At 69.3% G+C, this 26,972-nt stretch carries 27 protein-coding genes and 1 pseudogene; 10 read left to right on the forward strand and 18 right to left on the reverse strand.

Annotation, left to right across the window (positions count from 1 at the left end):
* Window positions 1-122: 122 nt before the first annotated feature.
* Entirely contained in the window at window positions 123-1,553 is a 1,431-nt protein-coding gene (locus ACXC9Q_RS10110) for an aminopeptidase P family protein (RefSeq protein ID WP_457056216.1), read from the reverse strand.
* A 90-nt stretch (window positions 1,554-1,643) separates the two neighbouring features.
* Window positions 1,644-2,366, reverse strand: a complete 723-nt coding sequence (locus ACXC9Q_RS10115; RefSeq protein WP_457056217.1) for a GntR family transcriptional regulator — start codon at window positions 2,364-2,366, stop codon at window positions 1,644-1,646.
* Window positions 2,367-2,533: 167 nt separating this feature from the next.
* On the opposite strand from ACXC9Q_RS10115, the gene ACXC9Q_RS10120 reads away from it, so the two are divergent.
* Genes ACXC9Q_RS10120 through ACXC9Q_RS10130 form a run of 3 tightly spaced genes read left to right on the forward strand, consistent with a single transcriptional unit; the run spans window position 2,534 to window position 4,727 of the window.
* Window positions 2,534-3,286: a LamB/YcsF family protein gene (locus ACXC9Q_RS10120; protein ID WP_457056218.1), complete on the forward strand. Its 753-nt coding sequence runs from the start codon at window positions 2,534-2,536 to the stop codon at window positions 3,284-3,286.
* Window positions 3,286-3,891 carry a 5-oxoprolinase subunit B family protein gene (locus ACXC9Q_RS10125; protein WP_457056219.1) on the forward strand — a complete coding sequence of 202 codons (606 nt, stop codon included), beginning with the start codon at window positions 3,286-3,288 and terminating at the stop codon, window positions 3,889-3,891. Before ACXC9Q_RS10120 ends, ACXC9Q_RS10125 begins: the two co-directional genes overlap by 1 nt.
* Window positions 3,888-4,727, forward strand: a complete 840-nt coding sequence (locus ACXC9Q_RS10130) for a 5-oxoprolinase subunit C family protein (protein WP_457056220.1) — start codon at window positions 3,888-3,890, stop codon at window positions 4,725-4,727. The genes ACXC9Q_RS10125 and ACXC9Q_RS10130 overlap by 4 nt, the downstream gene beginning before the upstream one ends.
* Window positions 4,728-4,769: 42 nt before the next feature.
* Here ACXC9Q_RS10130 and ACXC9Q_RS10135 read toward each other — a convergent pair whose 3' ends face one another.
* Window positions 4,770-5,042 carry a hypothetical protein gene (locus tag ACXC9Q_RS10135; RefSeq protein ID WP_457056221.1) on the reverse strand — a complete coding sequence of 91 codons (273 nt, stop codon included), beginning with the start codon at window positions 5,040-5,042 and terminating at the stop codon, window positions 4,770-4,772.
* Window positions 5,043-5,474: 432 nt separating this feature from the next.
* Here ACXC9Q_RS10135 and ACXC9Q_RS10140 point away from each other — a divergent pair, with 432 nt between their 5' ends.
* The 3 genes from ACXC9Q_RS10140 (at window position 5,475) to ACXC9Q_RS10150 (ending at window position 8,359) form a co-directional block, all read left to right on the forward strand.
* A complete protein-coding gene (locus ACXC9Q_RS10140) occupies window positions 5,475-5,828 on the forward strand; it encodes a hypothetical protein (RefSeq protein WP_457056222.1) in 354 nt (117 codons plus the stop codon).
* A gap of 12 nt (window positions 5,829-5,840) precedes the next feature.
* Window positions 5,841-6,863: a DUF222 domain-containing protein gene (locus ACXC9Q_RS10145; protein WP_457056223.1), complete on the forward strand. Its 1,023-nt coding sequence runs from the start codon at window positions 5,841-5,843 to the stop codon at window positions 6,861-6,863.
* A 1,151-nt stretch (window positions 6,864-8,014) separates the two neighbouring features.
* Window positions 8,015-8,359, forward strand: a complete 345-nt coding sequence (locus ACXC9Q_RS10150) for a UBP-type zinc finger domain-containing protein (protein ID WP_457056224.1) — start codon at window positions 8,015-8,017, stop codon at window positions 8,357-8,359.
* 634 nt (window positions 8,360-8,993) lie between these two features.
* Here ACXC9Q_RS10150 and ACXC9Q_RS10155 read toward each other — a convergent pair.
* From ACXC9Q_RS10155 to ACXC9Q_RS10185, 7 genes and pseudogenes are all read right to left on the reverse strand, one after another.
* Window positions 8,994-9,995, reverse strand: coding sequence for a proline racemase family protein (locus ACXC9Q_RS10155; protein ID WP_457056225.1), 1,002 nt, complete (start codon window positions 9,993-9,995; stop codon window positions 8,994-8,996).
* The gene (locus ACXC9Q_RS10160) at window positions 9,992-10,894 is read right to left on the reverse strand and encodes a dihydrodipicolinate synthase family protein (protein WP_457056226.1); all 903 of its coding nucleotides are present in this window, start codon (window positions 10,892-10,894) and stop codon (window positions 9,992-9,994) included. The genes ACXC9Q_RS10155 and ACXC9Q_RS10160 overlap by 4 nt, the downstream gene beginning before the upstream one ends.
* Window positions 10,891-12,315 carry an FAD-dependent oxidoreductase gene (locus ACXC9Q_RS10165; protein ID WP_457056764.1) on the reverse strand — a complete coding sequence of 475 codons (1,425 nt, stop codon included), beginning with the start codon at window positions 12,313-12,315 and terminating at the stop codon, window positions 10,891-10,893. Before ACXC9Q_RS10165 ends, ACXC9Q_RS10160 begins: the two co-directional genes overlap by 4 nt.
* A gap of 222 nt (window positions 12,316-12,537) precedes the next feature.
* Window positions 12,538-12,819: pseudogene (locus ACXC9Q_RS10170) on the reverse strand ((2Fe-2S)-binding protein); the annotation flags it as partial.
* Window positions 12,816-13,976 carry an NAD(P)/FAD-dependent oxidoreductase gene (locus ACXC9Q_RS10175; protein WP_457056227.1) on the reverse strand — a complete coding sequence of 387 codons (1,161 nt, stop codon included), beginning with the start codon at window positions 13,974-13,976 and terminating at the stop codon, window positions 12,816-12,818. The pseudogene ACXC9Q_RS10170 and the gene ACXC9Q_RS10175, both read right to left, overlap by 4 nt.
* A 101-nt stretch (window positions 13,977-14,077) precedes the next feature.
* Entirely contained in the window at window positions 14,078-14,683 is a 606-nt protein-coding gene (locus ACXC9Q_RS10180) for a helix-turn-helix domain-containing protein (RefSeq protein ID WP_457056228.1), read from the reverse strand.
* Between the two features lie 216 nt (window positions 14,684-14,899).
* On the reverse strand, window positions 14,900-15,952 hold the full coding sequence (locus ACXC9Q_RS10185) for an SDR family oxidoreductase (protein WP_457056229.1): 1,053 nt from the start codon (window positions 15,950-15,952) through the stop codon (window positions 14,900-14,902).
* 71 nt (window positions 15,953-16,023) lie between these two features.
* Here ACXC9Q_RS10185 and ACXC9Q_RS10190 point away from each other — a divergent pair, with 71 nt between their 5' ends.
* Both ACXC9Q_RS10190 and ACXC9Q_RS10195 read left to right on the forward strand, forming a co-directional pair.
* Window positions 16,024-16,911: a LysR family transcriptional regulator gene (locus ACXC9Q_RS10190; RefSeq protein WP_457056230.1), complete on the forward strand. Its 888-nt coding sequence runs from the start codon at window positions 16,024-16,026 to the stop codon at window positions 16,909-16,911.
* Window positions 16,911-17,309 carry a cation transporter gene (locus tag ACXC9Q_RS10195; protein ID WP_457056231.1) on the forward strand — a complete coding sequence of 133 codons (399 nt, stop codon included), beginning with the start codon at window positions 16,911-16,913 and terminating at the stop codon, window positions 17,307-17,309. Before ACXC9Q_RS10190 ends, ACXC9Q_RS10195 begins: the two co-directional genes overlap by 1 nt.
* On the opposite strand, the gene ACXC9Q_RS10200 is transcribed toward ACXC9Q_RS10195, so the two are convergent.
* Together ACXC9Q_RS10200 and ACXC9Q_RS10205 are read right to left on the reverse strand one after the other, a co-directional pair.
* A complete protein-coding gene (locus ACXC9Q_RS10200) occupies window positions 17,281-17,463 on the reverse strand; it encodes a DUF3099 domain-containing protein (protein WP_328525705.1) in 183 nt (60 codons plus the stop codon). The two genes, ACXC9Q_RS10195 and ACXC9Q_RS10200, sit on opposite strands and share 29 nt — an antisense overlap.
* Before the next feature lies 1 nt (window position 17,464).
* A complete protein-coding gene (locus tag ACXC9Q_RS10205; protein ID WP_457056232.1) occupies window positions 17,465-17,914 on the reverse strand; it encodes a MarR family winged helix-turn-helix transcriptional regulator in 450 nt (149 codons plus the stop codon).
* A 124-nt stretch (window positions 17,915-18,038) separates the two neighbouring features.
* Between ACXC9Q_RS10205 and ACXC9Q_RS10210 the strand changes: the two genes are divergently transcribed.
* On the forward strand, window positions 18,039-19,229 hold the full coding sequence (locus tag ACXC9Q_RS10210; RefSeq protein ID WP_457056233.1) for an MFS transporter: 1,191 nt from the start codon (window positions 18,039-18,041) through the stop codon (window positions 19,227-19,229).
* Here the strand turns inward: ACXC9Q_RS10210 and ACXC9Q_RS10215 are convergent.
* The 5 genes from ACXC9Q_RS10215 to ACXC9Q_RS10235 form a co-directional block, all read right to left on the reverse strand.
* Window positions 19,219-21,339, reverse strand: coding sequence for a hypothetical protein (locus ACXC9Q_RS10215; RefSeq protein ID WP_457056234.1), 2,121 nt, complete (start codon window positions 21,337-21,339; stop codon window positions 19,219-19,221). The two genes, ACXC9Q_RS10210 and ACXC9Q_RS10215, sit on opposite strands and share 11 nt — an antisense overlap.
* Before the next feature lie 106 nt (window positions 21,340-21,445).
* On the reverse strand, window positions 21,446-22,561 hold the full coding sequence (locus ACXC9Q_RS10220; protein ID WP_457056235.1) for a dienelactone hydrolase family protein: 1,116 nt from the start codon (window positions 22,559-22,561) through the stop codon (window positions 21,446-21,448).
* A 151-nt stretch (window positions 22,562-22,712) separates the two neighbouring features.
* The gene (locus ACXC9Q_RS10225; RefSeq protein WP_457056236.1) at window positions 22,713-23,717 is read right to left on the reverse strand and encodes a hypothetical protein; all 1,005 of its coding nucleotides are present in this window, start codon (window positions 23,715-23,717) and stop codon (window positions 22,713-22,715) included.
* Between the two features lie 182 nt (window positions 23,718-23,899).
* Complete coding sequence (locus tag ACXC9Q_RS10230; RefSeq protein WP_457056237.1) at window positions 23,900-24,613, reverse strand: class F sortase; 714 nt, start codon at window positions 24,611-24,613, stop codon at window positions 23,900-23,902.
* Window position 24,614: 1 nt separating this feature from the next.
* Window positions 24,615-25,652 carry a hypothetical protein gene (locus ACXC9Q_RS10235; RefSeq protein WP_457056238.1) on the reverse strand — a complete coding sequence of 346 codons (1,038 nt, stop codon included), beginning with the start codon at window positions 25,650-25,652 and terminating at the stop codon, window positions 24,615-24,617.
* 190 nt (window positions 25,653-25,842) lie between these two features.
* Between ACXC9Q_RS10235 and ACXC9Q_RS10240 the strand changes: the two genes are divergently transcribed.
* Window positions 25,843-26,550, forward strand: coding sequence for a TetR/AcrR family transcriptional regulator C-terminal domain-containing protein (locus tag ACXC9Q_RS10240; protein ID WP_457056239.1), 708 nt, complete (start codon window positions 25,843-25,845; stop codon window positions 26,548-26,550).
* Here the strand turns inward: ACXC9Q_RS10240 and ACXC9Q_RS10245 are convergent.
* Entirely contained in the window at window positions 26,547-26,942 is a 396-nt protein-coding gene (locus ACXC9Q_RS10245; RefSeq protein WP_457056240.1) for a hypothetical protein, read from the reverse strand. The two genes, ACXC9Q_RS10240 and ACXC9Q_RS10245, sit on opposite strands and share 4 nt — an antisense overlap.
* Between the last annotated feature and the right edge of the window lie 30 nt (window positions 26,943-26,972).

The raw sequence follows: 26,972 nt of genomic DNA on the forward strand, positions 1-26,972 counted from the left end.
CGTGGTACGCGGCCCCCCACTGCCACGCGCCCTGCCGAGTTCGACCCTCCCCCGCTCGATACATCGTCGGCGGCGGGGCGAATGTTACTGCTTGTGACGATTAATTTTGCGTAGACGGCCTGTCACCGAGCGTTGAGCTGCGACTGGGTCCATTGCTCCAGTTCGTCGGTCGTGATCGGCAGGTCCTTGGTGAGGATCTCGAGCCGGTCGGCATGCACGACGACGTTGTCCTCGATCCGGATGCCGATCCCGCGCAGCTCCGGCGGTACGGTCTCGTCGTTCGGGTGGAAGTACAGCCCCGGCTCGACGGCGAGCGCCATCCCGGCCTCGATGTCGCCGGCGAAGTACGCCTCCGGCCGGGACGCGTCGCAGTCGTGCACGTCGAGGCCGATGTAGTGCCCGGTCCCGCAGACGATGTACCGCCGGTGCTGCTGCCCGTCCGGGCCGAGCAGCTCGTCCATCGACACGTCGAGCAGACCCCAGTCCCGCAGACCCTGGGCCAGCACCCGCAGCGCCTCGTACTGGAAGGCCCGGTACGGCGCTCCCACCTTGACGGCATCGAGGGACGCCAACTGCGCCTTGTGCACCAGGTCGTGGACCTGCCGCTGGGCCGCGGTGTACTCACCAGTGGCCGGGAAGGTCCGGGTCACGTCGGCGGTGTAGAGCGTACGGGTCTCGACCCCGGCGTCAAGCAGGATCACGTCGCCCTCGTTCACCGGGCCGTCGTTGCGGACCCAGTGCAGCACCGGCGCGTGGTGGCCGGCAGCAACGATCGAGGCGTACCCGACGCCGTTGCCCGCGGTCCGCGCGCGCCGGTCGAAGGTGCCCTGCAGCCACCGTTCGCCGCCACCCCGGATGGCCTCGGGCAGCTCCCGGGCCACGTCGCCGAACGCGAGCACGCTGGCCGCGACCGCCTCGCGCAGCTGGTCCAGCTCCCAGTCGTCCTTGATCCGGCGCAGCTCGGCCAGCGTCTGGCGCAGCGAGTTGCCGTCCGTCGGAGAGGTCCGGACCAGCGCGTCCAGCATCGGCTCGACACCGGGCGTCGACAGCATGAACGGCACGGCACCGCGCACGGCCGCCGGCAGTTCCTCGATCGGGCGGCAGGCGATCTGGAGTGCGTCCGACCAGTCCTTCAGCCCCGGCACCGGGCCGATCCACAGCTCGCCGTCGCGCGCGTTGGCGAAGAAGTCCGCCTCGTCCGGACCGGCGGTCTCCCGCAGGTACAGCGTCGCCTCACCATCCGCCGACAGCACCAGTACGGCGCCCTCCGCCTGGCAACCGGTCAGCCAGACGAAGTCGCTGTCGGCGCGGAACTGGTAGTCGGTGTCGTTCGACCGCACCGGCGCCAGGCCGGCCGCGAGCGCGATCCGGCGGCCCGGCAACGCGGCGGAGAGCTTCCGCCGGTGCGCGGCGGCGGCCTCGGCCAGGCCCTCCGGCACCGTCACCGACCGGTCCACCGGACCCCAGCCCCGCGAGACGAAGTCCCGGAATCCCTTGGCGTCGATCGGGCGGTAGGACTTCGGGGTCGGATCGGTCCGGTCGTCTTCGGTCATGAGCTGAGCTCCCCTTTGCAGCTGACGGTCAGAGTTCATCAACTCAGGTCTGCGCGGGGGCGCGCAAGCCCTTATGAGATCTGTCCCAGATCAGCGCGAACGGAACGCCGCGAGGATCCCCTGCTCGGAGTCCAGCAGATACTGATGCAGGTCGGCCGCGGCCTCGTCGTACTTGCGGGCCTCGAGCAGTTCGAGCAATCCACGGTTGCGCGCGATGTACGGCTCGTGCAGCTCGCGCGGCGCCGCGATCACGTGGAAAAGGAGCCGCTGCTCGGCCAGCAGCCGGCCCGTCACCGCGTCCATCCGGGCGCTGTCGGCCAGGCCGATCAGGTGTTCGTGGAACCGCATGTTCGCCGTACCGACCGCCGGCCAGCGATCCGCGAGCGCGGCCGCCTCGGCGGCTTCGACATCGTCCTGCAGCGGCTCGAGCCGGCTCGACGGCAGCTCCGGATCGCGGTCCACCAGGCCGCGGACGACGTCGACCTCGAGCACCCGGCGGAGACGGTACAGGTCGACCACGTCCCGCTCGCCCAGCTCGGGAACGAACACGCCGCGATGCAGCTTGTAGACCAGCAGCCCTTCGTGGGTGAGCAGCCGGAACGCTTCACGGAGGGTGTTGCGGCTGACCTCCAGCACCTCGGTCAGCTCGATCTCGGACAGCTGCGCGCCGGGCGGCAAGGCACCCTCGGTGATGCTGCGGCGCAGGATGTCGGCGGCCCGCTCGGCCGAGCTGCTGCGGTCCAGCCGCGCGACGTCGGCGGCGACTGTCCGCAACCACGCTTGCCGGCCGGTGTCCTGCCCACCCGTGCTCATCCCGGCATCATCGTCCACCCAAGCCGCCCAGGGGAAGTTTCGTGGAACAAGCCTCTTGCCGGATTGTTGAACAATCTCTACTGTCGGGTGATATCTCGCTGTCGCTACGGTGATCTGTCTGGCTGTTCTGCTCACCGTCAGCCGGTCTTTACCTTGTAGGAGTGCTCATGGACCTCAACGCGGATCTCGGCGAAGGCTTCGGATCCTGGCCGATGGGTGACGACAGCGCCTTGCTGGACGTCGTCACCAGTGCCAACGTGGCGTGCGGTTTCCACGCCGGCGATCCGTCGATCATGCGCCGAGTGACCGGGGAGGCGGTCGAGCGCGGGGTGGCGATCGGGGCGCATGTCGGGTACGCCGACAAGGCCGGCTTCGGACGGCGGTTCGTCGACATCGAGCCCGCTGCGTTGCGCGACGAGGTGGTGTACCAGATCGGGGCGCTGGACGCGTTCGCGCGGATCGCAGGTGACCGGGTGCGGTACGTGAAGCCGCATGGGGCGCTCTACAACACGATCGGCTCTCACGAGGAGCAGGCGGCGGCCGTGGTCGGTGCGGTCGCGGACTACGACAAGACACTGCCCGTCCTTGGCCTGCCCGGCTCCGCCTGGCTCCGGCTCGCGGCCGACGCCGGGCTGACCGTCGTACACGAGGCCTTTGCCGACCGGGCCTACACGGCCGAGGGCACGCTGGTGTCGCGGCGGCTGGACGGATCGGTACTGCACGATGCGGACGAGATCGCCGCTCGGTGTAGGGCGATGGCGACCGGTCGGCCGATCCAGGACAACGCCGGTGGCTCGCTGACCCTGAGCCCCGCGTCGATCTGCGTGCACGGCGACACCCCCGGCGCCGTCGACATCGCCCGCCGGGTGCGAGCCGCGGTGGAGGGAGCGGGCGTGACGTTGCGCCCGTTCGCGCACTGATGCGGATCCTGCCTTCTGGTGACCGCGGGGTACTGATCGAACTCGACGACCTCGACCAGGTGCTCGGCTACTACACCGCCCTCGCCGCGGACCCGCCCGCGGACGTGGTGGACATCGTCCCGGCCGCACGCACCGTGCTCGTCACCACGGCGGGCAGCCTGGATGCCCTGTCCAGCACGCTTCGCTCGGTCACGCCGACTCCCGGGACTCGCGCCGCTGGTGACCTCATCGAGATCCCGGTCACGTACGACGGGGAAGACCTGCAGGACGTCGCCGACCTGCTCGGATGCGCTGCGTCCGAGGTGGTTACTCGCCACGCAGGCGAAGAGTGGACCGTCGCCTTCTGTGGCTTCGCTCCCGGCTTCGGCTATCTGACCGGCTCGTCGTCGTGGGACATTCCGCGACGGCAGTCTCCGCGGACGAAGGTGCCTCGGGGCGCCGTCGCTCTCGCCGGTGAGTTCAGCGGTGTGTACCCCCGCGAGTCGCCGGGCGGCTGGCAGTTGATCGGCCGGACCGACGTGAAAATCTTCGACCAGGAGCGCGACCCGGCCGCGCTGTTCCATCCGGGCCGCCGGGTCCGGTTCGTCGACGCGGGTCGTGGATGAGCAGCCTCACTATCCTCGAATCGGGGCCTTTAGCAACAATCCAGGATTGCGGCCGGGCCGGTCAGGCCGCGCTCGGCATCCCCCTCTCCGGCGCCTGCGACCGTACGTCGTACGCGTTATCCAACCGGTTGGTTGGAAACCGGCCCGGCGCCGGCGTCATCGAGGTCACCTTCGGCGGACTCGTCCTGCACGCCGACACCGACCTTGTCCTGGCCATCACCGGCGCTCCGTGCCCCGGCGTTCCCCTCAATGCTCCCGCCCTGGTGAAGGCCGGCCATGTCCTCCGCTTCGGCCCGCCGCGCACCGGTTTGCGGACGTACGTCGCCGTCCGAGGAGGGATCGACGTACCTCCGGTCCTCGGCTCCCGCTCCACCGATCTCCTCTCCGGGCTGGGCCCGGCGCCGCTGGAGTCCGGTCAGACGTTGCCCGTCGGCCGCTCGTACGGGCCGATGCCGGGGGTCGACATCGCTCCGGTTGCCGATCCGCTGGGTGGCAAGGCCTTTGTCCGGGTGACGCCCGGTCCTCGACGTGACTGGTTCACCGAGGCGGGCTGGCAGTCGCTGGTCACTCAGACCTATCAGGTGAGCAGCAATAGCAACCGCGTCGGCGTGCGGCTGGACGGCGGACCTCTCGACCGCGCCCGGACCGGCGAACTCGCCAGCGAGGGCATGACTCTCGGCGCGATCCAGATCCCGCCGTCCGGCACCCCCGTCATCTTCCTCGCCGACCACCCGGTCACCGGCGGCTACCCGGTCATCGCCTACGTCACCGAGCCCGACCTGGACACCTGCGCCCAACTCCGCCCCGGCCAACCGCTCCGGCTGATCCCGGCCTAAAGGAAGTCCGGCCGACGGCGGGCATCGGCCGGCAGGGGTCGGCTACTTGATCCGGCTCCACATCTCGGTCGCGAAGGACTCCTGCGCCTCGCGCATCACCGCCGACTCGGCCGGGTCCGCGAACAGCTCACCCAGCGTCGACGGATCGACATCCTCCAGATGCGTCTGCAGCCACCAGATATTCCCCACCGGATCCTTCACCCGGCACCCGCGATCACCAGTGATCCGCGAGTACATCAAGCCAGTGACGACCGTCGCCCCGGACTCCAACGCCCGCGCATACACCTTGTCGACATCATCGACGTGCACACTCAAGAAGCTCGGCGTATCAAGGCCAATCCGCCGCCGCGTCGAACACCATCACGACCGACTGCCCGACCGTTCCATCCTCATTCGGCACTCGCAACGCCGTACGCACCCGAAGGTCCCCTCGACAAACTCCAGGAACCGATCCGCTCCCTTCACCACCACGTCGGGCGTAACCGTCGACTTACCACCCGGAATCTGCGTCATACCCATCAGCCTGCCCCAGGTAGAGGACAGCTACTGTCCTCCACCTGGAAAGCTGCCAACCTGTTGCCAAATGCAACTACGTCGCCGCTTCACGCCTATCAGTTTCGCGACGGAACTGCACAGCCTCCCGTCGAATGTGGATAAGTTGGCAGGAACGTGCCAATGTCGGAATCCCTTACAAATAAGGCCTTCTCGGCTCGCAAACTGTCCGTGGACATGCCTAGAGTCATTGGCATGGAACTCCTGGACGAGCGACCGGTCTGGTCGATGAGCGGCGCCGAGATGCTCGCCGCTCTCGACCGACTCCAGGCCGACCTCACCCGCCGCCAGGTACGTCGCCTCGAACTCCTGGCCGCCCTCGACGCGAACGGCCACGCCAAAGACATCGGCGCCGGAGACACCGTGCGACTGCTGTCCGTCCGCCATCGCCTCGACCCACGCGACGTACGCCGTGATCTCCGCCTGGCCACCGCGCTCCCGAAGTACCCGACCGTCTCCGCAGCCCTCAACCACAGCACGAACTCCGCCGCCGACAGCTCCACCGACGTCCCGCAGCCCCCAACCGACGTGCCGCTGAACCCGGCCTGAGCCCAGGCGATCGTGTCCGCGCTCGAAAAGGTGCCGGTCACCGCGATGGTGCCGATCGAGGACCTGCAAGTCGCCGAGGAACAGATGGTGAAGGCCGCCCGCTTCCTCTCCTCCGACGAGCTCCGCAAACTCGGTGTCGAGGTCCGCAAACGCCTCGACACCGACGGCCCCGAACCCGCAGACGACCAGGCCCGCGAGCGCGAAGACCTCTGGCTCAAGAAGGCCGACCACGGCGTCACCTTCGGCGGCTACCTCGCCGGCGAGAACGCCGAACTCCTGCAAACCTTGATCTTCGCCGGCGCCAAACCACACAAGACCCCCGACGGCCACCGCGACCCCCGGCTCCGCGGCAAACGTCAGGCCGACGCCTTGACCGCCATCCTGCACAACGCCGCCGGCACCGGCACGGCGGTCCCCGGCCACGGCGACATCAAGCCGCACATCACCGTCACCATCGACCTGGACGACCTCCGATCCGGCATCGGCACCGGCGACCTGATCCACGGCGACACCCTGCCCGCATCCGCCGTCCGCCGCCTGGCCTGCGACGCCGGCGTCATCCCGCTGGTCCTCGGCTCGAACTCCGAACCCCTCGACGTCGGCACCGAACACCGCTTCGTCACCAAGGCCCTCCGCCACGCCCTGAACGCCCGCGACAAAGGCTGCATCATCTGCGGCGCACCCGCAGCCATGTGCGAAGCCCACCACATCGTCCACTGGGCCGACGGCGGCACCACGTCCCTCGACAACCTCACCCTCCTCTGCAAACGCGACCACACCGCCGTCCACAAGTCCCACTGGCCCATCCACTTGGTCAACGGCCACGCCCAAGCCACCCACCCCACCTGGGCGACCCCAACCGCACCACCCCACCAATCACCCCAACCGCCACCACCCACCAACCCCCCAAATCAAACCCACCACCCCGCCACCCCAGGCGTCACCCCAGCACGCCCAAACTCCTCACCACCAACCACCCCACCCCTCGACCGGTCGCGCGCAAAACCCCCACCAACCCGATCCCGCCCTACCTGACGCCCATCACCATCCCGCCCCACTCACCAGCAGTCCCGGCCCAACGCAGGCCACAGCCGGGACCACTTCCCCCACCCCGCACTCCAACTGAACACAGCCACCACCAACCCACCACCTGACTGGCCAACGCCCATCACCTCCCCGTCACCAAACCGCACCTCGCCCCTCCCAACCCGAGCCCTAGCCCCCAGCAGCCCGCCGCCGAGCCCACCCACCACCAGAACCCCCGACCCAGCCATCCCCCGACCCGCCGACACCCACCCCATCCCAAGACCACACCCGAGCCCGCTTCCAGCCACACACAGGCCCGGACGCCGCAGCTAGCCACAGCCGAGCTCCACCCACCACCTCCACCACACCGGACCGCCCGCCCGCCAAGAGCCCAGGCCAGAACACGTCCACCTGCCCGCACACGGCCGACGCGCCCTCCCCCGAACCGCAGCGGCGCCGCTGCCCGCACCAGAACCGGCACAGCCCAACGCCGAGCTCCACCCACCACCTCCGCCGCGCTGGACGCGCCGCCCGGCGAGAGCCCCGGGCACAACACCCCTCACCTGCCTGCACGCGCCGACGCGCCCCGCCTCCCAACCCACCGACAGCGGCGCCGTGGCCCGCACCAGAACCGGCACAGCCCACCGCCGAACCCCACCCACCACCCCCGCCGCGCTGGACGCGCCGCCCGGCGATAGCCCCGGGCACAACACCCCTCACCTGCCTGCACGCGGCCGACGCGTCCTACCTCCCGCCCCATCGGCAGCGGCGGCGTGGTCTGCAAGAGAACCGGCACAGTCCACTGCACACCGACGGCCCGCGGACGAGGGCGGCCGCCCGAGAGCCCGGGCGCCACACCTCCACCTGCCCGCACGCGGCCGACGCGCCCTGCCTCCCGACCCACCGGCAGCGGCGCCGCTGCCACACCAAAACCGGCACAGCCCACCGACCACCCCACCGCACACGGGCGAGGGCGGCCGCCCGAGAGCGAGGCGCCACACCCGCACCAGCCCGTTAGCGGTAGCGGGTTGCGTTTCCGGAAGGCCGGGTGATGGGACGTGGACTGCACCTCGCCCGGTGGTCCAACACCCTCGCCTGCCGGATCGCGGACGGTGGGGTGCTCCTTGTCCGGGAGGCTGGGGCGCGCAAGGATGGCCGCTATGACGGATATTCCGGGGATCGATGCGACGGTCCCACCGAGCGGGACCGGCTGTGCGGACTGTCTGCAGGTCGACGGCTGGTGGTTCCACCTCCGCCGTTGTGCCCAGTGCGGTCACATCGGCTGCTGTGACTCGTCCCCGGCCCAGCACGCCTCCGCCCACGCGGCCTCGAGCGGTCACCCGATCGTCCGCAGCTTCGAGCCTGGCGAGGACTGGTTCTGGCACTACGGCGAGTCCCAGTACTACGACGGCCCGGAGCTCGCGCCGCCGGAGTCCCGCCCGGAGAACCAGCCCGTCCCCGGCGGCAATGTCCCCGACGACTGGCGCACCAAACTCAACCACTGACACCCCCGCGCCGAGGAGCCCGCTGACGAGCCCCCCGCCGGAGTCAACGCGGACCGTCTGAACGCTCCATCGGCCTCAACCACAACGCGTTCCGACCTGCCCCTCCTCGTCAACCGGGTTGCCGGCGGAGGCCGAGTGGCGGGTCCCCGAGCTCGCCCCGCCGGAGTCCCCCGGAGGACCAGCCGGACCCCCGGCGGCAACGTCCCCGACGGCTGGCGCACCAACTCAACCACTGAGACCCCCCGCGCCGAGGAGCCCGCTGACGAGCCCCCCGCCGGAGTCAACGCGGACCGTCTGAACGCAGCGTCGGCCTCAATCACAGCGCGTCCCGACCTGCCGCTCCACGCTAACCAGGGTTGCCGACGGAAGCAGAGTGGCGGCCTCGCGCCCGCAGCCGTGCCGGCCAGCCTCGACGCCAACCGCGCCTGCGGCCGTGCGGCCGGTCTCGACGTCTGCTGCGCGCCCGTGCCGTGCGGCCGGTCTCCACACCTACTGCGCCCGCGGCCATGCGGCCGGTCTCCACACCTACTGCGCCCGCGGCCATGCGGCCGGTCTGCACGCCTACCGCGCAAACCGCGCCTGGGGCCGTGCGGGCGGTTTCACGCCTGGCGCGCCTGAGGCCGGTTCAGGTGGGCTAGAGGATGAAGCCGGCTGGGAATGGGTCGTCGGGGTCGAGTAGGTAGTTGGCGGTGCCGGTGATCCAGGCACGGCCGGTGACGGTGGGCACGACGGCCGGGCGGTCGCCGAGCGTGGTCTCCTCGATGAGGCGGCCGGTGAAGCGGGTGCCGATGAAGGACTCATTCACGAAGTCGGTGTCCAGCGCCAGTTCGCCGCGGGCATGCAGTTGCGCCATCCGCGCCGACGTACCGGTGCCACACGGCGACCGGTCGAACCAGCCCGGGTGGATCGCCATCGCGTTCCGCGAGTCCGCGCCGTCGAGACCCGGTGCGGTGAACTGCACGTGCTTGCACCCGTTGATCCCCGGATCGACCGGATGCACCGGCCGATCGGTCGCGTTGATCGCGTCCATGATGTCCAGCCCGGCCTTCAGGATCCGGTCCTTCTCGGCGCGGTCGAACGGGATCCCCAGCTGCTCCAACGGCAGGATCGCGTAGAAGTTGCCGCCGTACGCGAGGTCGTAGGTCACCTTCCCGAGCCCCGGCACGTCCACGGCCGCACTCAGGGCGTGGCTGTACGACGGGACATTGCGCAAGGTCACGTGTTCCGCCCGACCGTTGCTCACGGCAACGTCAACGACGACCAGGCCGGCCGGGGTGTCGAGACGGACCTTGGTGATCGGCTCGGTCACCTCGACCATGCCGGACTCGACCAGGACCGTGGCGACGCCGATCGTGCCGTGGCCGCACATCGGCAGGCAGCCGGAGACCTCGATGTACAGCACGCCCCAGTCCGCGTCGGACCGGGTCGGCGGCTGCAGGATCGCGCCGCTCATGGCCGAGTGACCCCGCGGCTCGTTCATCAGGAACAACCGCAGGTCGTCCAGGTGCTTGACGAAGTACTCGCGCCGCTCGGCCATCGTCGTACCGGGGACGACGCCGACGCCGCCGGTCACGACGCGCGTCGGCATCCCCTCGGTGTGCGAATCGATCGCGGTGATCGTCCGGACAGACCTCATCCGAGGGACTCCACGGCTTTCTTCATGTCCTGCTCCAGCTGTGCGACGTGCTCGGGGACCAGCGGCCCACGCGGCGGGCGGCACGGACCGCCGTACCGGCCGACGTAGTCCATGCCGTACTTGATCGCCTGGACGAATTCGGTCCGCGAGTCCCACCGGAACGCGGCGACCAGCGGCTCGTACAACGCCCGGGCCTCGTCCAGCTTGCCTTGTACGGCGAGGTCGAACAAGCGGACCGATTCCTTCGGGAACACGTTCGGGAACCCGGCGAACCAGCCGGTCGCACCCATCAGCAGCGCCTCGAGCGTCAGGTCGTCGGCGCCGGCGATGACGGCCAGATCCGGCGCCTGCTCGCGGATCTCCAGGATCCGGCGGACGTCGCCGGAGAACTCCTTGACCGCGACGACGTTCTCGATCTGCGCGATCTCGGCCAGCAGGTCCGGCGTCAGGTCGACCTTCGTGTCGTGCGGGTTGTTGTAGACCATCACCGGCAGGCCGGCCTTCGCGACCTCGGTGAAGTGGTGGAGCACCTCGCCGCGGTTCGCCCGGTACATGGTCGGCGGCAGGCACAGTACGCCGTCCGCGCCGTCCTCGGCCGCCTTCTCCGCCCAGGCCCGCGCCTGGTGCGCGCCGACGCCGTGCACGCCGACGACCACGACGCCGTCGTCGCCGACGGCCTCGATCGCGGTCCGCGCGACGGCCCGGCGTTCGTCGTCGGTGAGTGACGAGTACTCACCGAGTGAGCCGTTCGGCCCGACGCCGCGGCAGCCGTTGTCGACCAGCCAGCGGCAGTGCTCGGCGAACTTGTCCAGATCCGGGCGCAAACCCGCCGGCGCCGACGCATCCTCGGCGTACGGCAGTGCGGTGGCGACGATCACGCCGTCCAACTTCTCGCTCACAGCTCCTCCTGAGCCTCAGCCAAATCCCGCAACCTGACAGGCACGGCGATCGGTCGTTTCATGCTTGGTTTCGGTACGTTGCCTGGTCCGGCGACCAACTCGGCGACGGTGCGCGAACACACCCGCCCCTGACACAGCCCGAGCCCCGCGCGAGTACTGAGCTTCAACCCCCGCCCATCCCCCACGCCCCGCTCGGTAACCGCCGCTTCAATCTCCCCCCGCGTAACTTCCTCACACCGGCAAACCACCGTCTCCGCCTGACTCCACCCGCGCCACCCCTCCCGCACCGGATAAGCCTTCCCCAAAGCCACCGCAAACCGCCGCCCCTTAACCACAGCCTTCCGCGCTTCCTCAACCACCGCCGGGCTTGCGGCCGCGGCAGCATGCGGCGTGCTCTCTGGGCTTCGGGCGTGGTGGGCTGCGGCGGTGCCGGCCACGTGGCCTTCGGCTGTGGAGAGGTCGGCTCCGCCTATGCCGGTTAGTTCGCCGGCGGCGTAGATGCCGGGGGTGGTGGTTTGCTGGTTGGGGTCGACGGTTACGGCTGGGCCGCCGTCGGGGCCGGTGGTGAGGTCGCAGTGGGCGGAGACTGCTAGTTCTAGTTGGGCGGTGAAGCCGAAGCCTAGACAGACGGCGTCTACTTCGACGCGGCGTTCGGTGCCTGGGGTCGGGTGCCAGTTGTCGTCGAGGCGGGCGATGGTGACGGCCTCGACGTGGTCGGTGCCGTGAGCGGCGGTGACGGTCCAGCCGTGGCGGAGGGGGATGCGGTGGCGGGCCAACAGGGCGCCGTACCCAAGGCCTTCACGAAACTTGCTGGAGGCAACTAGTGGATCTGTGGCCCAGCCCTGGCGGACTGTCTTCAGGGAGTTGGCCTCGAGTAGGCCGATGACTTGGGCGCCGACCTCGACGAGGGATTCCGCGACCGGGAGGAGGAACGGGCCGGCGCCTGCGACGATCACGCGTTTCCCGACCGAGATGCGTTGTCCCTTCGCGAGCGCCTGGGCGGCACCTGCGCTGTAGACCCCCGGTAGATCCCAACCAGGGAAGGGAAGTACGCGGTCATAGGCACCGGTCGCGAGCACGACGGCCTTGGCGTCGACGGCGAAGACCTCCCGGCCCACGGCATCCGCCGGCCCGCGCTGCACCCACAGGCGGAGACCTTCGATCGCCCACACAGAACTGTCCGCCAGGTGGGTGATCCGCGGGTGTGCACCCACGCGATCCCGCCGCTCCGCGAACCCCTTCCACCCGTGCTGCAACTTCCCTGGGCGCTGGGCGTTGAACTCCACCGGTAGCTGCCTGTTGAACTGCCCACCCACAGCCCGCCCGCTGTCAATCAGCACCACGTCGACACCGGCATCCGCAGCAGCCAGAGCCGCCGCGATCCCCGCAGGACCAGCCCCCACCACCACAACATCAGCCACCTTCGGCGGGCGATCCATCGCTGGACCCCGCGCCGCCTGCGGCGGCTCATTCAGGGCAGTGCGCTGCGGGTGATCGGGGGTGGACTGCGGGGGCTCGTTGAGGGCGAGGTGCTGCGCCTGGGCGGGAGTTGCGTGCTCCGCGACGGGTGGCTGGTTAGGGGTGGTGGGCTCGGGGTTTGGGGCGGAGGGGTGGGGGAGAACGGCGCCGGGTTGGGCGGTTATTGCGTCGCCTTCGTGGACCGTGCGTTGGCAGGCTCGAGTGTCGGGGGTGCCGTTGACGACGACCAGGCAGTCGTAGCACGCGCCGATGGCGCAGAACACGCCTCGGGGGCGCGCGGTGCTCCGGGTGGTGCGCCACGAGGTGCGGCCCTGGGCGAGGAGGACCGCGGCGATGGTTTGGCCGGCTCGGGCGGTGACCGGTTCGCCGTCGATGGTGACTTGTACGGCGGGCGGCGTACCGATCTCGGCCGGGTCGTCCGAGTGCGGACGGAGGTAGGCGGTCATGCGGCTACCACCGCCGGGCGGTCGACCCGGAAGGGAGAAGGGTCGACATGGGGGGTGAGGCCTAGGAAGAGCTCGGTGATCAGGCGGCCGGTCGAGGGGGCCAGGCCGATGCCGGCGCCTTCGTGGCCGGTCGCGTGCCAGAGGCCGAGGAGGCGGGGATCAGGACCGATCACTGGCAGATGATCCGGTGCGTACGGGCGGAAACCGCCGTACGCGCGCATGACTGGAACGTCGCCCAGGAACGGGAACAACCCAACCGCCTTCCGGGCCAGCTCGCGCAGTACGTGCACCCGGACCGAGTCGTCGAAGCCGACGCGTTCGCGACTCGAGCCGATGAGGACGGTCCCGGCTCGCGTTGACTCGATCACCGTCGATGTCTGCAGGTCCGCGACACCGCTCCCGACCGCGCCGACGTAGTCCGCGTCGTACACCTTGTGCCGCACGCACTCCGGCAGCGGCGCCGTCACCAGGATCATCCCGCGTCGCGGCAACACCTGGATCGGCGCATCCGCCGCGGCTCCGAACGCCCCAGCCCACGGACCACAGGCATTAAGTACGGCGCCACACGCGATGTCACCCTCCGAGGTGTCCACGCCCACGACTCGCCCACCGGACTGCCGCACTCCCAGCGCAGTCACCCCCGACCGCACCTCGCCACCCCGGTCGCGAACCGCGGCCAGCACAGCCGTTGCCGCGAGCACCGGCTGCACCTGCGCGTCGTCCGGGTAGTGCACGCCAACTGTCACCCGAGGCGTGAGCAACGGCTCGAGCTCGAACGCCTCAGCAGGCGTGATCACCCGAGCATCGACCCCGGCCGCCGACTGCTTGGCCGCGAACTCCCGCAGCGGCCCGGGCTCACCGGTAGCCACCACGACCCCGCCCTTGGACTCCCACTCGACGTCGGCGACCCGCGCCGGCAGCCGATCGAGTACTACGTCCCACTCGGCCCGCGACGCGATCGCCAGCTCGAGCTCAGGCCCGGGCTCCTTGTCCGAGACGAGCACATTGCCTTCGCCGGACGCCGTCGTCCCGGCGGCAGGCCCGTCGCGGTCGATCACCAGCACCCGGACCCCGGCCGCGGACAGCGCCTCGGCACAGGCCGCCCCGACCATGCCCGCACCGACGATCACCACATCGGGCGTCGCGGATCCGGGCATCGCACACTCCTCCGTCAGAACCGTTCACTAAAATGAACGATTCCGAGCGTACGCGCCGCCGAGCCGCACGGTCAATGCACTCTCCGCGCACTCTCCAGGAACTATCCCGGCAGATGCGGCCCGCCAGGCGTGATCGGATACGCGTCCGGCGGGTACTCGAGCAGCAGCACCGACCGCACCAGCCCGTCCACCGCCTCGTACCCGTGCGGCCCGCCGGCCCGGAACGCCAGGTAGTCCCCCGGCCCCAACTCCTCGGTCCGCCCGCGCGAGGTGATCCGCAACCGCCCACTCAGGACGATGTGATGCTCGGTCCCCGGATGACCATCCGAATGCTGGATCGCGTCCGGCCGGACCTCCTGGTTGTAGATCTCGAACAACCCACCCGGGTTCTCCAGCCGCCGCAGCATCCGCAGGTCGATCGCGTCGCCGGACAGTACGTCGATGTCCGCGGACCGCACCAGCACCAGGTCCGCGGTCGGCGACTCGCTCAGCAGGGCCGATACCGGGACTCCCAGAGCGTTCGACAGACTGAACACTGTCTCGATCGTCGGGTTCCCCGCCCCGGACTCCAGCTGCGACAGGGTCCCCTTCGCGATCCCGGACCGGCGCGCCAGCTCGGACAGCGAGATGCCCTGCTCGTCCCGCCGCGCCCGCAGATTCGTTCCGAGCAACCTACCCGCACCCATCGCCGCCACAGCCCGGAGCATGCCATATCAATTGCCGCGCCTTCGGCGCGGCGCGGTCACGGGGCCTTGGCTCCCGTCCTTCCTTCGTCGCTCCGGTCGCTGTGCTTTCGGCCGCGCCTCCGGCACGGCGGGTCATGGGGCTTTCACTCCCGCCCTTCCCTCGTCGCTCTGGTCGCTTCGCTCCCTCCGCTCCTCAGTCCAGGACGGGAGGCCCCGTGACCGGAGTGGATCACCTGGTCACGGGATGATGTGCCGGCGCCGGAGGTCGGTGAAGATGTCGTAGAACATCTGCTCGGTGTCGACGTACTCGTGGAAGCCGACGCGGCGTGCCTTGGACGAGTCGGCGAAGAAGTCGTAGTCCCAGCCGAAGACGAAGTCGGCGAACGGCCAGGACGAGACCTCGGCGAAGGAGGTCGCGGCCAGGCCGTGCCTCGCCTGCATCTCCTTCCACAAGGGCTCTTTGTCGGCCATCACGTCTGTCAACGACAGCTGCAGAGGCGGAGCGACTTCCAGCCCGAACCAGGCGCCCAGCTTCGGCCACAGCTCGTTCCAGCGGAACAGGTCGCCGTTCGTGATGTTGAACGCCTGGTTCGCCGCGGCCGGCGCGGTGGCCGCCCAGACCGTTGCCTTGGCCAACAATCCGGCATCGGTCAGCTCCAGCAGAGCGTCGTACGCGCCAGGCTTGCCCGGGAACCGCAGGGGTACGCCGAGCTCCTTCGACATCGACGCATAGACGGCGATCCCGACCGCCAGGTTCATCGGGTTGCCGAGGGCGACACCACCGACGACCGAGGGGCGCAGCGCCGACCAGGTCCAGGACCTGCCCTGCTGCCGGTCCTCGAGGAACTGCTGCTGGTCGACGTTGAACTCCGGCGGCAGGTGCGGCGGATCGTCCTCGCGGGCCGGCGTCTTGAACGGTCCGAGGTGCGCGCCGTACACCTTGTAGCCCTGCATCAGGCTGACGTGCTGGAGACCGCGCGCGACCGGCTCGATCGCGTCCACCACGTTGACCAGCATCGCGAGGTTCGGCGCCACCAGCTCGGCCCAGGTCGGACGGTCCTGGTACGCGACGTAGAACACATGGGTGACCTCGGACAGCCCGGCCAACTGCGCCCGGGTGTCGTCCGGATCGAGCAGGTCGACGGCGACATGCCGGACCCGGCCGGGCACGTCGACCCCGCGGCGGCGGGACAGCCCGATCACCCGCCAGTCCGGCAACGACGACAGATGCTCGACCAGATTCGTCCCGATCACCCCACGGGCACCGACTACCAATGCGACCTTTTCCATGCCTGACAGCCTGCCTGACCTGCGCGGATAAGACAAAGACATAGTTTTCACTGATGTCATAAGCTCAGATCATGACAACGCTGCGGCAGCTCGAATACCTCGTGACCGTGGTCGACCAGGGGTCGTTCACCAAGGCCGCCGAGCTGCTGCATGTGACGCAGCCGGCACTGTCACACCAGATCCGCACCCTGGAGCGCTCGGCCGGTGGGCCGCTACTCGAGCGGCTCCCCCGCAACGTCCGGCTCACCCCGACCGGCCGCGCCATGCTCCCCCACGCCCGCGCAGCGCTCGCCGACGCGGACCGGGCCCGCTGCGCCGCGCGGCAAGCGGCGGGGCTGGAGGTCGGCGAGCTCCAGATCGCGACCCTGTATTCGATCACGTTGGGCGTGCTCCCGAAGGCACTGCGAAGCTGGCGACAGGCCTACCCGGACGTCGGTATCCGGCTGTTCGAGCACCGGCACACCGACGAGCTCGTCGAGGCCATGAACGCCGGCCAGGCCGATCTCGCCGTCGGCCCCGAGCCGGCCGGCTGGACGGGCGTCAGCCGCACGCTCGGGACCGAGGAGCTCGTCGTGGTGGTCGCGGCCGACGATCCCGCGGCCGTCGGCGACACCGTCAGCATGAAGGATCTGGCCGACCGCGCCTGGGTCCATTACACCCCGGGCCACGGACTGGCCGACGTACTCGATCTCGCTTGTGCACAAGCAGGTTTCGAACCGCGGGTCGCCGTACGGACCGAGCAGACGGCCGCCGCACCGGCCCTCGCCGCCGCGGGCCTCGGCCCTGCGCTCGTCCCCGACAACATCCTGCCCAAGGACTTCGACGGTCACGTCCTGCACCCGGAACCACGCGTCTGCCGCACGCTCACGGCGTACACCCGGGGTGAGCCCGACCCGCTCGCCGCGGCGTTCATCGACGTTCTGGTTTGGAGCAGCGGGGCCGCGGGCACGCGGAGTTGATGGCAGAAGAGTCCGAGAGCACAGTCCTCCTGGCCGGCGCGGCCAACCTCGCGATCGCGATCGCGAAGGTCGTCGCCGGCCTGCTGTCGGGGTCGACCGCACTCCTGGCCGAGGCGGCACACTCGGTCGCCGACACGGTCCAGCAGCAGATCCGCGGCATCATCAGCGGCACGCCAGGTATCGAAGGTGTCCTGGAGCTGCTCAGTCTGCGACTGGCGCCGGACCGGGTCCTGGTGGTGGCGACGGTCGACCTCGCCGACATGCGGACCACCGGCTCCGCGATCGAGCAACTGGCCGAGCAGGTCGACACTGACGTCCGCCGGGAGTTCCCGATGGTCCGGCACCTCTACTTGGATCCCACCCCGGGGCTCAGTCCTGACCCCAGTTGGCCACGATGACCGCGATCGGCGGCAGCACGGCCGCGACCGCGCTCATCCCGATCGCCACCGGCACCGAGAAGAAGCGCACGACGAACCAGGCCAGGCCGATCAGCACCAGGCAACTGCCCATCAACCAGATGTAGAGCTTCCGATTGTCGTACCGGCGGGCCATCTCAGACCTTCATCGTCAGCCTGTCCAGCGCACCGACCAGCGGAGCCAGCTCGGGCAGCTCCGCGGCCTTCTCCAGGGCGGCCGTGAGTACGGCGTCATGCGTGGGCTGGGCCTGGTCGAGCAGGTCGCGACCGGCCTTGGTGACCTCGGTGTAGATGCCGCGGCGGTCGGTCGGGCACAGGTATCGCTGCAGGAGCTTGCGGTCCTCCAGCCGGTTGACCAGCCGGGTGGTAGCGGACTGGCTCAGCACGACCGCGTTGGACAGCTGGTTCATCCGCAGGTGGTAGTCGTCCTGCCGCGCCAGTACGTCGAGCACGCTGTACTCACTCACGGACAGGCCGTGCTGCTTCTGCAGCGCGCGCTCCAGCTCGTCCTCGATCCGGGCATGCAGAGCGGCCAGGGTCCGCCACCCCTGCGCCCGCGCCTCGGCGGCGTCATCCGGTAGGCCCACGAGTCCTCCACTTGAACTTCACGATTGCATGCGCAATCATAGCGCTTGTGCAATAGCCCGCGTGTGCAACTATCGCACACGCCGGTAACAGTCATAAGACTACATTCGAAGGAGACGACCAGCTATGCCTGCGGCTCTGCTCGCGCTAGCTATCGGCGCTTTCGGGATCGGGACCACCGAGTTCGTCATCATGGGCCTGCTGCCCGAGGTCGCGACGGACTTCGGGGTCAGCATCCCGTCCGCCGGCCTGCTCATCTCCGGCTACGCACTCGGCGTCGTGGTCGGCGCTCCACTGCTCACCGCGATCGGGTCCAGGGTGTCCCGCAAGACCGTGCTGATCGCGCTGATGGGCGTCTTCATCGCCGGCAACCTGGTCGCCGCGGTCGCTCCGTCGTACGGCGTTCTGATGGCCGGACGGATCGTGGCTGCGCTGTCCCACGGAGCCTTCTTCGGCGTCGGCTCGGTGGTCGCGGCATCGCTGGTGCCGAAGGCCAAACAGGCGAGTGCGATCGCGCTCATGTTCACCGGCCTGACCGTGGCGAACGTGCTCGGCGTTCCGGGCGGGACCGCACTCGGCGAGCAGTTCGGCTGGCGGTCGACGTTCTGGGCCGTGACCGCGCTCGGTGTCATCGGGCTGCTCGGCATCGTGTTCCTCGTCCCTCGGCAGGACACGTCCGAGGGTCCTGGGCTGCGGAGCGAGTTGGCCGTGTTCAAGAGTGTGCAGGTGTGGTTGGCGTTGGCGATGACGGCGCTCGGGTTCGCCGGGGTGTTCGCGTCGTTCACCTACATCGCGCCGATGATGACCGAGGTCGCGGGCTTCTCGGCCGGCGCCGTGACCTGGTTGCTGGTGCTCTTCGGTGTCGGTCTGGTCGTCGGCAACCTGCTCGGCGGCAAGGCGGCGGACCGGTCGCTGATGCCGAGTCTCTCCGTGATCCTGGCGCTGCTGGCCGCCGTACTGGTCGTGTTCGTCTTCACCGCGCACGGCAAGGTGCCGTCCGCGGTCACGATCGCCGTGTTCGGCGCGGCCGGGTTCGCCACCGTCGCGCCGCTGCAGAAGCGGGTGATGGACAAGGCGAAAGGCGCTCCGGCGCTGGCGTCCGCGGCCAACATCGCCGCCTTCAACCTGGGCAACGCGATCGGCGCGTACCTCGGCGGGCTGACGATCCAGCACGGCCTCGGCTACACCGCGCCCAACTGGGTCGGCGCCGCGCTGGCCGTTTCCGGCCTGATGGTCGCCCTGATCAGCGGCCTGCTGGACCGACGCCGGACCGCCGCTCCGCTTTCAACTCTGTTGCCTGAAGCAATCAGAACTTGATCTCGACACGTGTCCCGGCGGGAACGCCGGGATGCCGCAGCCACAGCACACCGACCTCGGCGTCGTACCGCAGGTCGGTGACGTCGGCGCCGTCAGCCCGGACGGCCGCCGGCTCGGCCGGAACGCGCAGCGCGGTAGTCACCTGCACCCCGCGCGGAGCCTCACAGCCGTAGCGGATCCCGGCCTGGTCGGCCTGCCAGTCCACGACCCGGCCGGCGGAGGCCAGCACCGGTTCCTCGTCGAAGGTCAGATCGCGGAACCAGGTCAGCTGACCCGGGCCTAGTTCCCGCTTCCGCACGATGCCCAGTTGCGCGTCGAGCAGATCGAGGTAGCTGCCCTCGACGACATGCGAGCCGCCGGCCTCCTCCAGCACGGCTCCGACGAGGTACGGACCACGCTGCACCGACAGCCAGTTGGTGGACTCCCAGGTGTGACCGCCCGCTTCGGCCAACTCGCGGATCGCCGCGACCAGCTCGGCGGCGCGTTCCGGTGATTCAGTGAAGCCGGCCGGCCGGGACGGAAGGAATCGAACCCGGCCCTTACCGATCGGCTGAACGCCGTCGCTGTCGCGGTCCGCGCCCAGCGCCTCGGCCAGGTGGTCGGCGCAGGTGTGGTAGCGACCGGTCCACCAGGAGCGGATCTCGTGATACGGATCGGCGCCGCCGCCGACGTACAGGAGACTGCCACCGCGGCTGACCCACCCGGCGAGCGCGTAATGGATGCTGGGCGCCAGCGGCTTCTGGAATTCGTAACTCAGGACGAGTACGTCGACATCGTCCAGTGCGTCGGGAGTGTCGATCACGTTCTCCAGCTGGACTGGGCTGACCCGCTGCCCGTCGTACAGCGGTGGCAGAGCCAGACCGTAGAAGTCGGAGAAGTGCAACTGCTCGCGGCCTTCCAGCGCCAGCGCGTCCTGCAGGCCGTCGTAATGTCCACTCTCGCCACCGGGTGCCCAGCGCTGGAACATGGCGGTGTCCGAGAGCGCGATCCCGATTCGCGGGCCTTCGCTGGCCCAGCGCACGTCAGGCTGGTCCAGGTCGCGCAGGCTGTTCATGGCGATCAGGTAGCTGGTGGCGGTGTCCGGCGGGATGGGCTGCCGTTCCGTGGATCCCTCGCGCAGGTAGGGGCGGTTGAAGATCCGGTTCGGCCACGGCGCGACCTCGTACCGCGAGACGCCCGGGTGCAGCAGCGAGGCGACGAGGGTGCGCTGGTAGTTGGCCAGGTAGTCCTCCCAGGTGCGGTCCGGGTGGTCCTCGATCGGGTCGTGCAGGAACCAGATCCGACGGTCGGTGCCGCGGGTGAGGTCCTGGGCGATGCCGTACTCCAGGTACGCCGTCTCGAACGTGCGCTCGGCGACCTTTCCGGCGTACACGTTCGGCGTGCGGGAGGTTCCGGTCCACACCTGCGCGATGGCGCCGTCGATGGAGGGCAGCGTCCGGAGCCGTGATTCGGGGCTGATGATCTGCCACTGGGTGTAGTTCAGGAGGCTGTGCGTGGGGACGTAGAAGCGCACCTGGCGGCTCTGCTGGAGGGCTGCGTCCTGCAGCACGGAGGTGACCCGGTCGAGACTGCGGGAGAGCAGGTGCTGCTTGAGCTGCCCGGAGCGGAAATGCGCTTCGGCGGTGCTGTGCGGGGGCTGCCACGGCTCACCGAAGAAGGCCTGCCACTCCCGCTTGAACGACTTCGAATAGCCGGCGCGGGCCCAGAACTCCGGCTCTTCGAGGTGGATGCCTTCGACACCGAGTTCGATGATCGGGCGAAGTTTCTGCACCAGGTACTCGGTGAAGCTGAACGTCGGGACCATGTACGGGATGTCGGTGCTCTGACCGTGCAGGATCGGCGATCCGTCGCCCGCGGTCTGCGCGTCGGCCCAGTGGTCGGAGCCGTCCCACCGTCCATCCAGATAGTCCTGATAGGTGCCCCACGAGATGCCGGTCATCAGATGGACGCGATACCCGGCCTCGCGCCAGCGGGCGATCCGCTCCGGCGTTGTGTCGTTGAGGCCGTAGACCATCACGAAATCGGTGCGCAGGTCGATCGATTCGTCGTACGGCGCCTGCTCCTGGAAGCCGGTCGACTCGGTGTGTTTGCCGGCGTTGCTGTTCGTCATACGCCCTTCCCGTTCCCTCGACTGCCATCAACCCTGGCCGGTCCGGTACGCCGAGCGCCAGTGTGACGTCAGGAACCGGCCACCAGCCCGCTCTCTCCGGGCAGCCTCACAAGGACTCACGCAACCAGGTGAACGCCGCGTCCTGCATCGCGAGGTCGAACTTGTGCGGGCCGTCGAAGAACTGACCGGTGTACGACGCCGCGGCGCCGGCGGCCGCATAATGCGCCGCGATCCGGTCGTGTGCGGCGGTGGCTCCGTCCAGCGGAAAGAGCTCGTCCTGCCGGTTGTACTGCACCAGCAGCGACGCCGGTGCCTGACAGGCCGCGACATCCGGCCAGTCGACCTCGGCGGGCAACAGCCGCGGCATCAGCATCCAGGTGTGGCTGACGACGTTCCGGTCGAGCAGCGAGTTGTACGTGCCCATCATCCCGACCACCACGGCGGCGGTCAGCTCACTGCTCGTTGCCCGCAGCAACGCGGACCGGCACCCGCCGCCGGACAGGCCGATGCTCGCGGTCCGGTCGGTGGTGTCGTCGCGGCCGAGCAGGCAGGCGAGTGCGATCCGGTCCTCCCGGGTGACGACGGCGGCGAACGTCGTACCGAGGAGGGTGCAGTACTTCTCGACGAGGTGTTCGTGATGGCCTGCGGCGGCGTTGTACGCGGCGGTTGCCCGCAGATCGTTGCCGACCTCCGTTACATCGAGATCCACACCCGCCGTGATCTGCGGCGGCATGTCTTCCAGCGGGAACCGGCGGCTGCCCCAGGCGAGGACGTCCGGCACCAGAACGACGTACCCCTGCGCGGCCAGGTCATTGGCGAAGGCCCGGCCCTCGTACAGGCTGTCTCGCAGTGCCCTGACCGCGGCGGACGGTGGTTGATCGGTGTCGGCGATCTTCTCCTTGCCGTAGTACTTGAAGCCGTCGTGGCCGTGCAGCGCGAGTACTCCCGGAAGCGGTCCAGTGGCGTCGGCCGGCTTCAGCACATAGGCGTGCGTCCGTGGGCCGAATCCGACCGAGTAGGAGATCTCCTCACCAATCAGGCCGCCGGCCGTCCAGCGTCGCTCGACCTCGACGTCAGACGGGCCGTCCGCGGTGCCGGCGGTCGAGACCATCCGCCGGACGACGTCGCGGACCTGCTGACTCGCCGGCAAGCTCGCCGCGCGGGCAGCCGGCGCACTCGCGTGCTCGATCCAGTCGCTGTAGACACCCAGGTGTTCAGACATCCCCGAAGACTGTCACGAGCGCCCATAGAAGGCACTGACAGCGTGGAACGACTTCTTCGGTTGCCAGCGGTACGGCGAGGCCGAATCCGCATCGTGGTCGCGCAGGACCTTGCAGAGGCTGAAGGCGACGACGTCCTCGTCATGGGGCCGGTCATGCGGGCGGTGGGGCGTCGGGTGAGATGAAGGTGTACGGCGACGCGCCGAGGAACCCCTCGGCAGTGAAGACGCCAAGCATGTTCGCAAGGTGGTCGGCCTGCTCGTGCTCGTCGCGGACGTACTGCGGCGGGATCACCGGTACATCGCCGCTGTAGTCGACGATGTCCCACCCCATCCCGCCCAGCTCGGCCGCGCCGGTGAAGGTGCAGCACCCGAACTCCAGGATCACGATCGGCTTGCCCCAGCGACGGAACGGCGCCAGCTCTTGGGTGTGACCGGCGCGGTCGGCGTGGTACGAGTAGTAGTCCAGCCCGACCAGGTCGAACAGGGACCAGTCCACCCGCTCCAGGTCGGACGCGGCGCCGTACGTGATCCGGCCCTTGAAGTTGCTGCGGGCAACCTTCACCATCCGGGCGGTGAAGGCGCGGAACTTCCGCTGCAGCTCGGCCAGGTCGAACTCGCCCTTGGTCAGGTACTCGACCCGCTCGAAGAAGGTCGCACCAGGCACGATGCCCGGCGTGAACAGCATGAACTCGCACCCGATCACCAGGATCACCTCCTGGTCGTAGCGGCGCCGCAACCGCTCGGCCTCGACCGCGACCTTGCGCAGCTTCTCCAGTTCGTCGGCCTGCGGTTCGTCGAAAGACCGCGGCTGGATCGACACCGTCAGCCCCTGTTCCAGTGCGGCGGTCGCGGTGTCGGTGAGGCGGCGTACGTCGCTGCCGTAGATGCTGACCCAGTTCGCGTGCAGCCGGTGGCGGACCGCGTGGATCTCGCCGCGCATGATGCTGCTCCGCCACAGCATCCGGCTGTCGTCGCCGAGGAACCCGGTCCCGGTGTCGTAGGCGACCCCCTTGAGCTCGAGCTTGCGTCGTACGGCGGCGGAGGCGGTCGCGGCCGTGGTGATGCCGGTCGTCGTGATGCCGGTCGTGGTCGCGAACAGGCCGAGGGCGGCCGCGCGTCGGAGGAACTGGGCCCGGTCGATACGCGATGCGGTCATAGCTTCGAGTGTTCGCCGGTACGCCGGTCAGGTCGTCGTACCGAGGTCCACGGCGTCATGACTTTGGTCGCGTGACACAGCCATGACCCGTCACCGATGTGCCCCTGTCAAGCGCTTGCACCAGTCGCCGCGGCAGGACGACTCTTCTCACTCATGGTGGCCGGTCCACGGGGACCGGCCACCTACTTCTTGGGGGTCGCGATCACTACGGCGTTGCTGAGGTACGCCGTACCGTCCCAGTCCTCGCAGGTGACGAGGACGAGCCGGCCAGGGACGGTCTGGTCGAAGAGGCGGGCAGCCTGCTTGGCCAGCGCCTTCTTGCGGTAGACGGTCACCGACGCGACCAGATACTTGATGGTGCTTCGACCGGTGGTCACTGTGACCGCGTCGCCCGCGGTCAGCCGGTCCAGGTCGTCGAAGGCACCACCACCGGTATGCACCGTGTGCCCTGTGATGATCGCTGAGCCTTTAGCTGCGCCGGGCCGGGCGCCGTCGGACCACCAGCCGACGAGCAGTGGGTTCGACGGTGGTATCAGCGTGCCGCCGCGGGCGCGGATCCCGAGCACGCGGGCAGAGACACCGAGACTGGGCACAGACACCTTGATCGGGTCCACAGGCTTGAGCCGTGCGGTACTCCGGACCTCCGGCGGTGGCGTGCTCTGCCGTGGACTCTCAGTTTGCGTCGACGGCTTCCCGGGCACGGCGGACGCCGTACCCGGAGAGTGGCTTGACGCGGAGGGCCGGCCGACGGCCGCCGGTTGGCGGCCGTCGTCAGCTTTGCCGCCGGTGAACTGCAGGAATCCACCAACCAGCAGAAGTGCGGCGCCGGCCGCCAGAGCCGCGATCGTCAACCATGACGACCGAGCGCGACCCGGGCGGCGACGCTCTTCGGACATGTCAGGCCGCGTGCTGACCGCGGGTCTGCCGTGACTTCAGGATGCCGGCGGCCACGAGCACCCCACCAAGCAGGAGCAGGGCGATACCCCAGCTGCTCTGGTGAGCGGTGATCGCGGAGGTGAGCTTGAACCCACCAGACTGACCGGCGTCGACCTCGGTCGGCACCACAACCGGCGAACTCGACGAACTGGTCGGACTGTCCGACGGCGTAACCGACGGGGTCTCCGACGGCGAGCTGGACGGCGTCGCGCTCGGCGACTCGGACGGCGACTGGCTCGGCGACTCCGACGGCGACTCCGACGGCGACTGGCTTGGAGACTCCGACGGCGACTCGCTCGGCGACTCCGACGGCGACTCGCTCGGGGACTCCGACGGCGTTTCCGAAGGCGACTCGGACGGCGTTTCCGAAGGCGTCTCGGACGGCGTCTCCGAAGGCGTCTCGCTTGGCGTCTCCGACGGGGACTCGGTCGGCGTCATCGTCGGCGTCGGCGTCGGCGTCGGCGTGACGACCGGCTTGGCGACGCAGAATCGGAGGTTGCCGATCACGTAGTACTTCCCGGTGGACGATTGCACCGGTGCGTGCAGGCCGTTATACGAGGTGACTCCGGCCGGCTGGAAGTTGAAGTAGTTCGCCGCGTGCCCACCGCCGTCGATCGCGGAGTTGACCAGCGCGCCCCGCACGGTGCCGCCCGTCGCGGTGAAGTCGACCTGCTGGCCGCCGGTCTGATCGCCGTTGTGGTCCGGGTCGTCCTCGCCGAGTGTGCGCGTGGTCCAGCTCACTGTCACGCCGTCCACGGTCTTCTCGCCCGGCGCCGGCGGGTTGTCGCCCTCCCCGTCGAACGCGATCTCGATCGAGCCCGGGATCACGTCGGCGCAGGTCGGGTTGCCCTCGATGATGTCCCCGCTGGCCGATGCCGACGGAGCCAGCGCCAACGTGACACCGCCCAGGACCAGCGCCAGCGCGCCGGCTCCACCCAGCAATGCGACCGCTCGCGAGCGCGGCGATTTCACGCGCCCGTCGACAGATTCGTCGTTCACAAGTCTTCCCCACGCGTTGTCGGAGGCCGGTCGGATGACCGGCTGCGTCGTCGGTGGTCCCCCCGGACCACGCCCCCTCGACCCCGGCATTCTTAGGCGCTGAGGTGTCATGCGCAAGCTGTGCAGGCCCGACACGCCGCTGAAACAGTGTTCCTTAACGAAGAACAGTGGTTTCGCTATGCTCTCGCGGGTGACGCGCGAGGCGGATCAGAAGACGGTGCTCGGGTCGGTGTGGTTGCGGGACGAGCCGGAGCCGACGCGCGCGCGGCTGAGTCGGGGCGACATCGTCCGTACGGCGATCAAGGTGCTGGACCGCGTTGGTCTGGACACGTTCTCGATGCGGGTGATGGCATCCGAGCTCGGGACCGCCGCGACCTCGGCCCTGTACTGGCGGATCGCGAACAAGAACGATCTGCTCGAGCTCGCCGTTGACGAAGTACTCGCGGATGCACAGGTGCCGGAGGGCGCGGGCGACTGGCGTGACCAGGTGACCGTGGTCGTCGAGGCGGCGTACCACGCGTTGTGGATGCACCCGTGGGCGTCGCAGTTGCTTCCGTCGCATGCCGGGCTCGGGCCGAACTACCAGGCGCTGACCGACCGGGTGCAGGCGATCCTGAAGTCGGCCGGGTTCAAGGGCGCGTACCTGGACTCGGCCGTGTCGGCGATCTTCCACTACCTGGTCGGGTCCGCGGTCACCGACTCGGCCTGGGCCGCGGTTATCCGGCGCAGTGGCATGGACGAGTTCCGGTGGGCACGGGAGGCCGGCGGTGCGCTCGGAGTCGACGCGGCCAGCCTCGCGTCCTACCTGAACCGCGAGAGCCTGGCCGGACCCGAGGCCCGCTTCAGCTCGGGCCTCCGCGTCATCCTGATCGGCCTCCGCCCGCGCGAGCTCTCCTAACCCGCCGGCTTCTTCCGGGTCGTGGGTTTCTTGCCGGCCGTGGCCTTCTTGCGGGTCGTTGGCTTCGGCCGGAGCGATCGGGCGTACGCGACGCTCACCGCGAAGTGCTCGCGCAACTCATCGGTGTTCGCCAGGAGCGCGTCGGGCACGACCACGTATTCCTTCTGCACCACGCCATAGGCGACGTTGAGTGTCGTGTCGTACCTGGTCAGGAACGCGTCACGCTCAGCCGCGGGAAGTCGCAGCGCGAGCGTGCCGTTCTCGTTCAGGATCGAGAACATGTTGCCGTTGGCCGAGGTGTACGGGAACCCGGCGCCCTTCCGCTCGACGTCCGGGAACAGTTCGACGAGCACGTCGAACAGGGCAACCTTGTCGGCCGGAGCTTTGGCCATACCGCCACGCTAGCGGCAATCGCGGACAAC

Source organism: Kribbella sp. CWNU-51, from assembly GCF_054073265.1.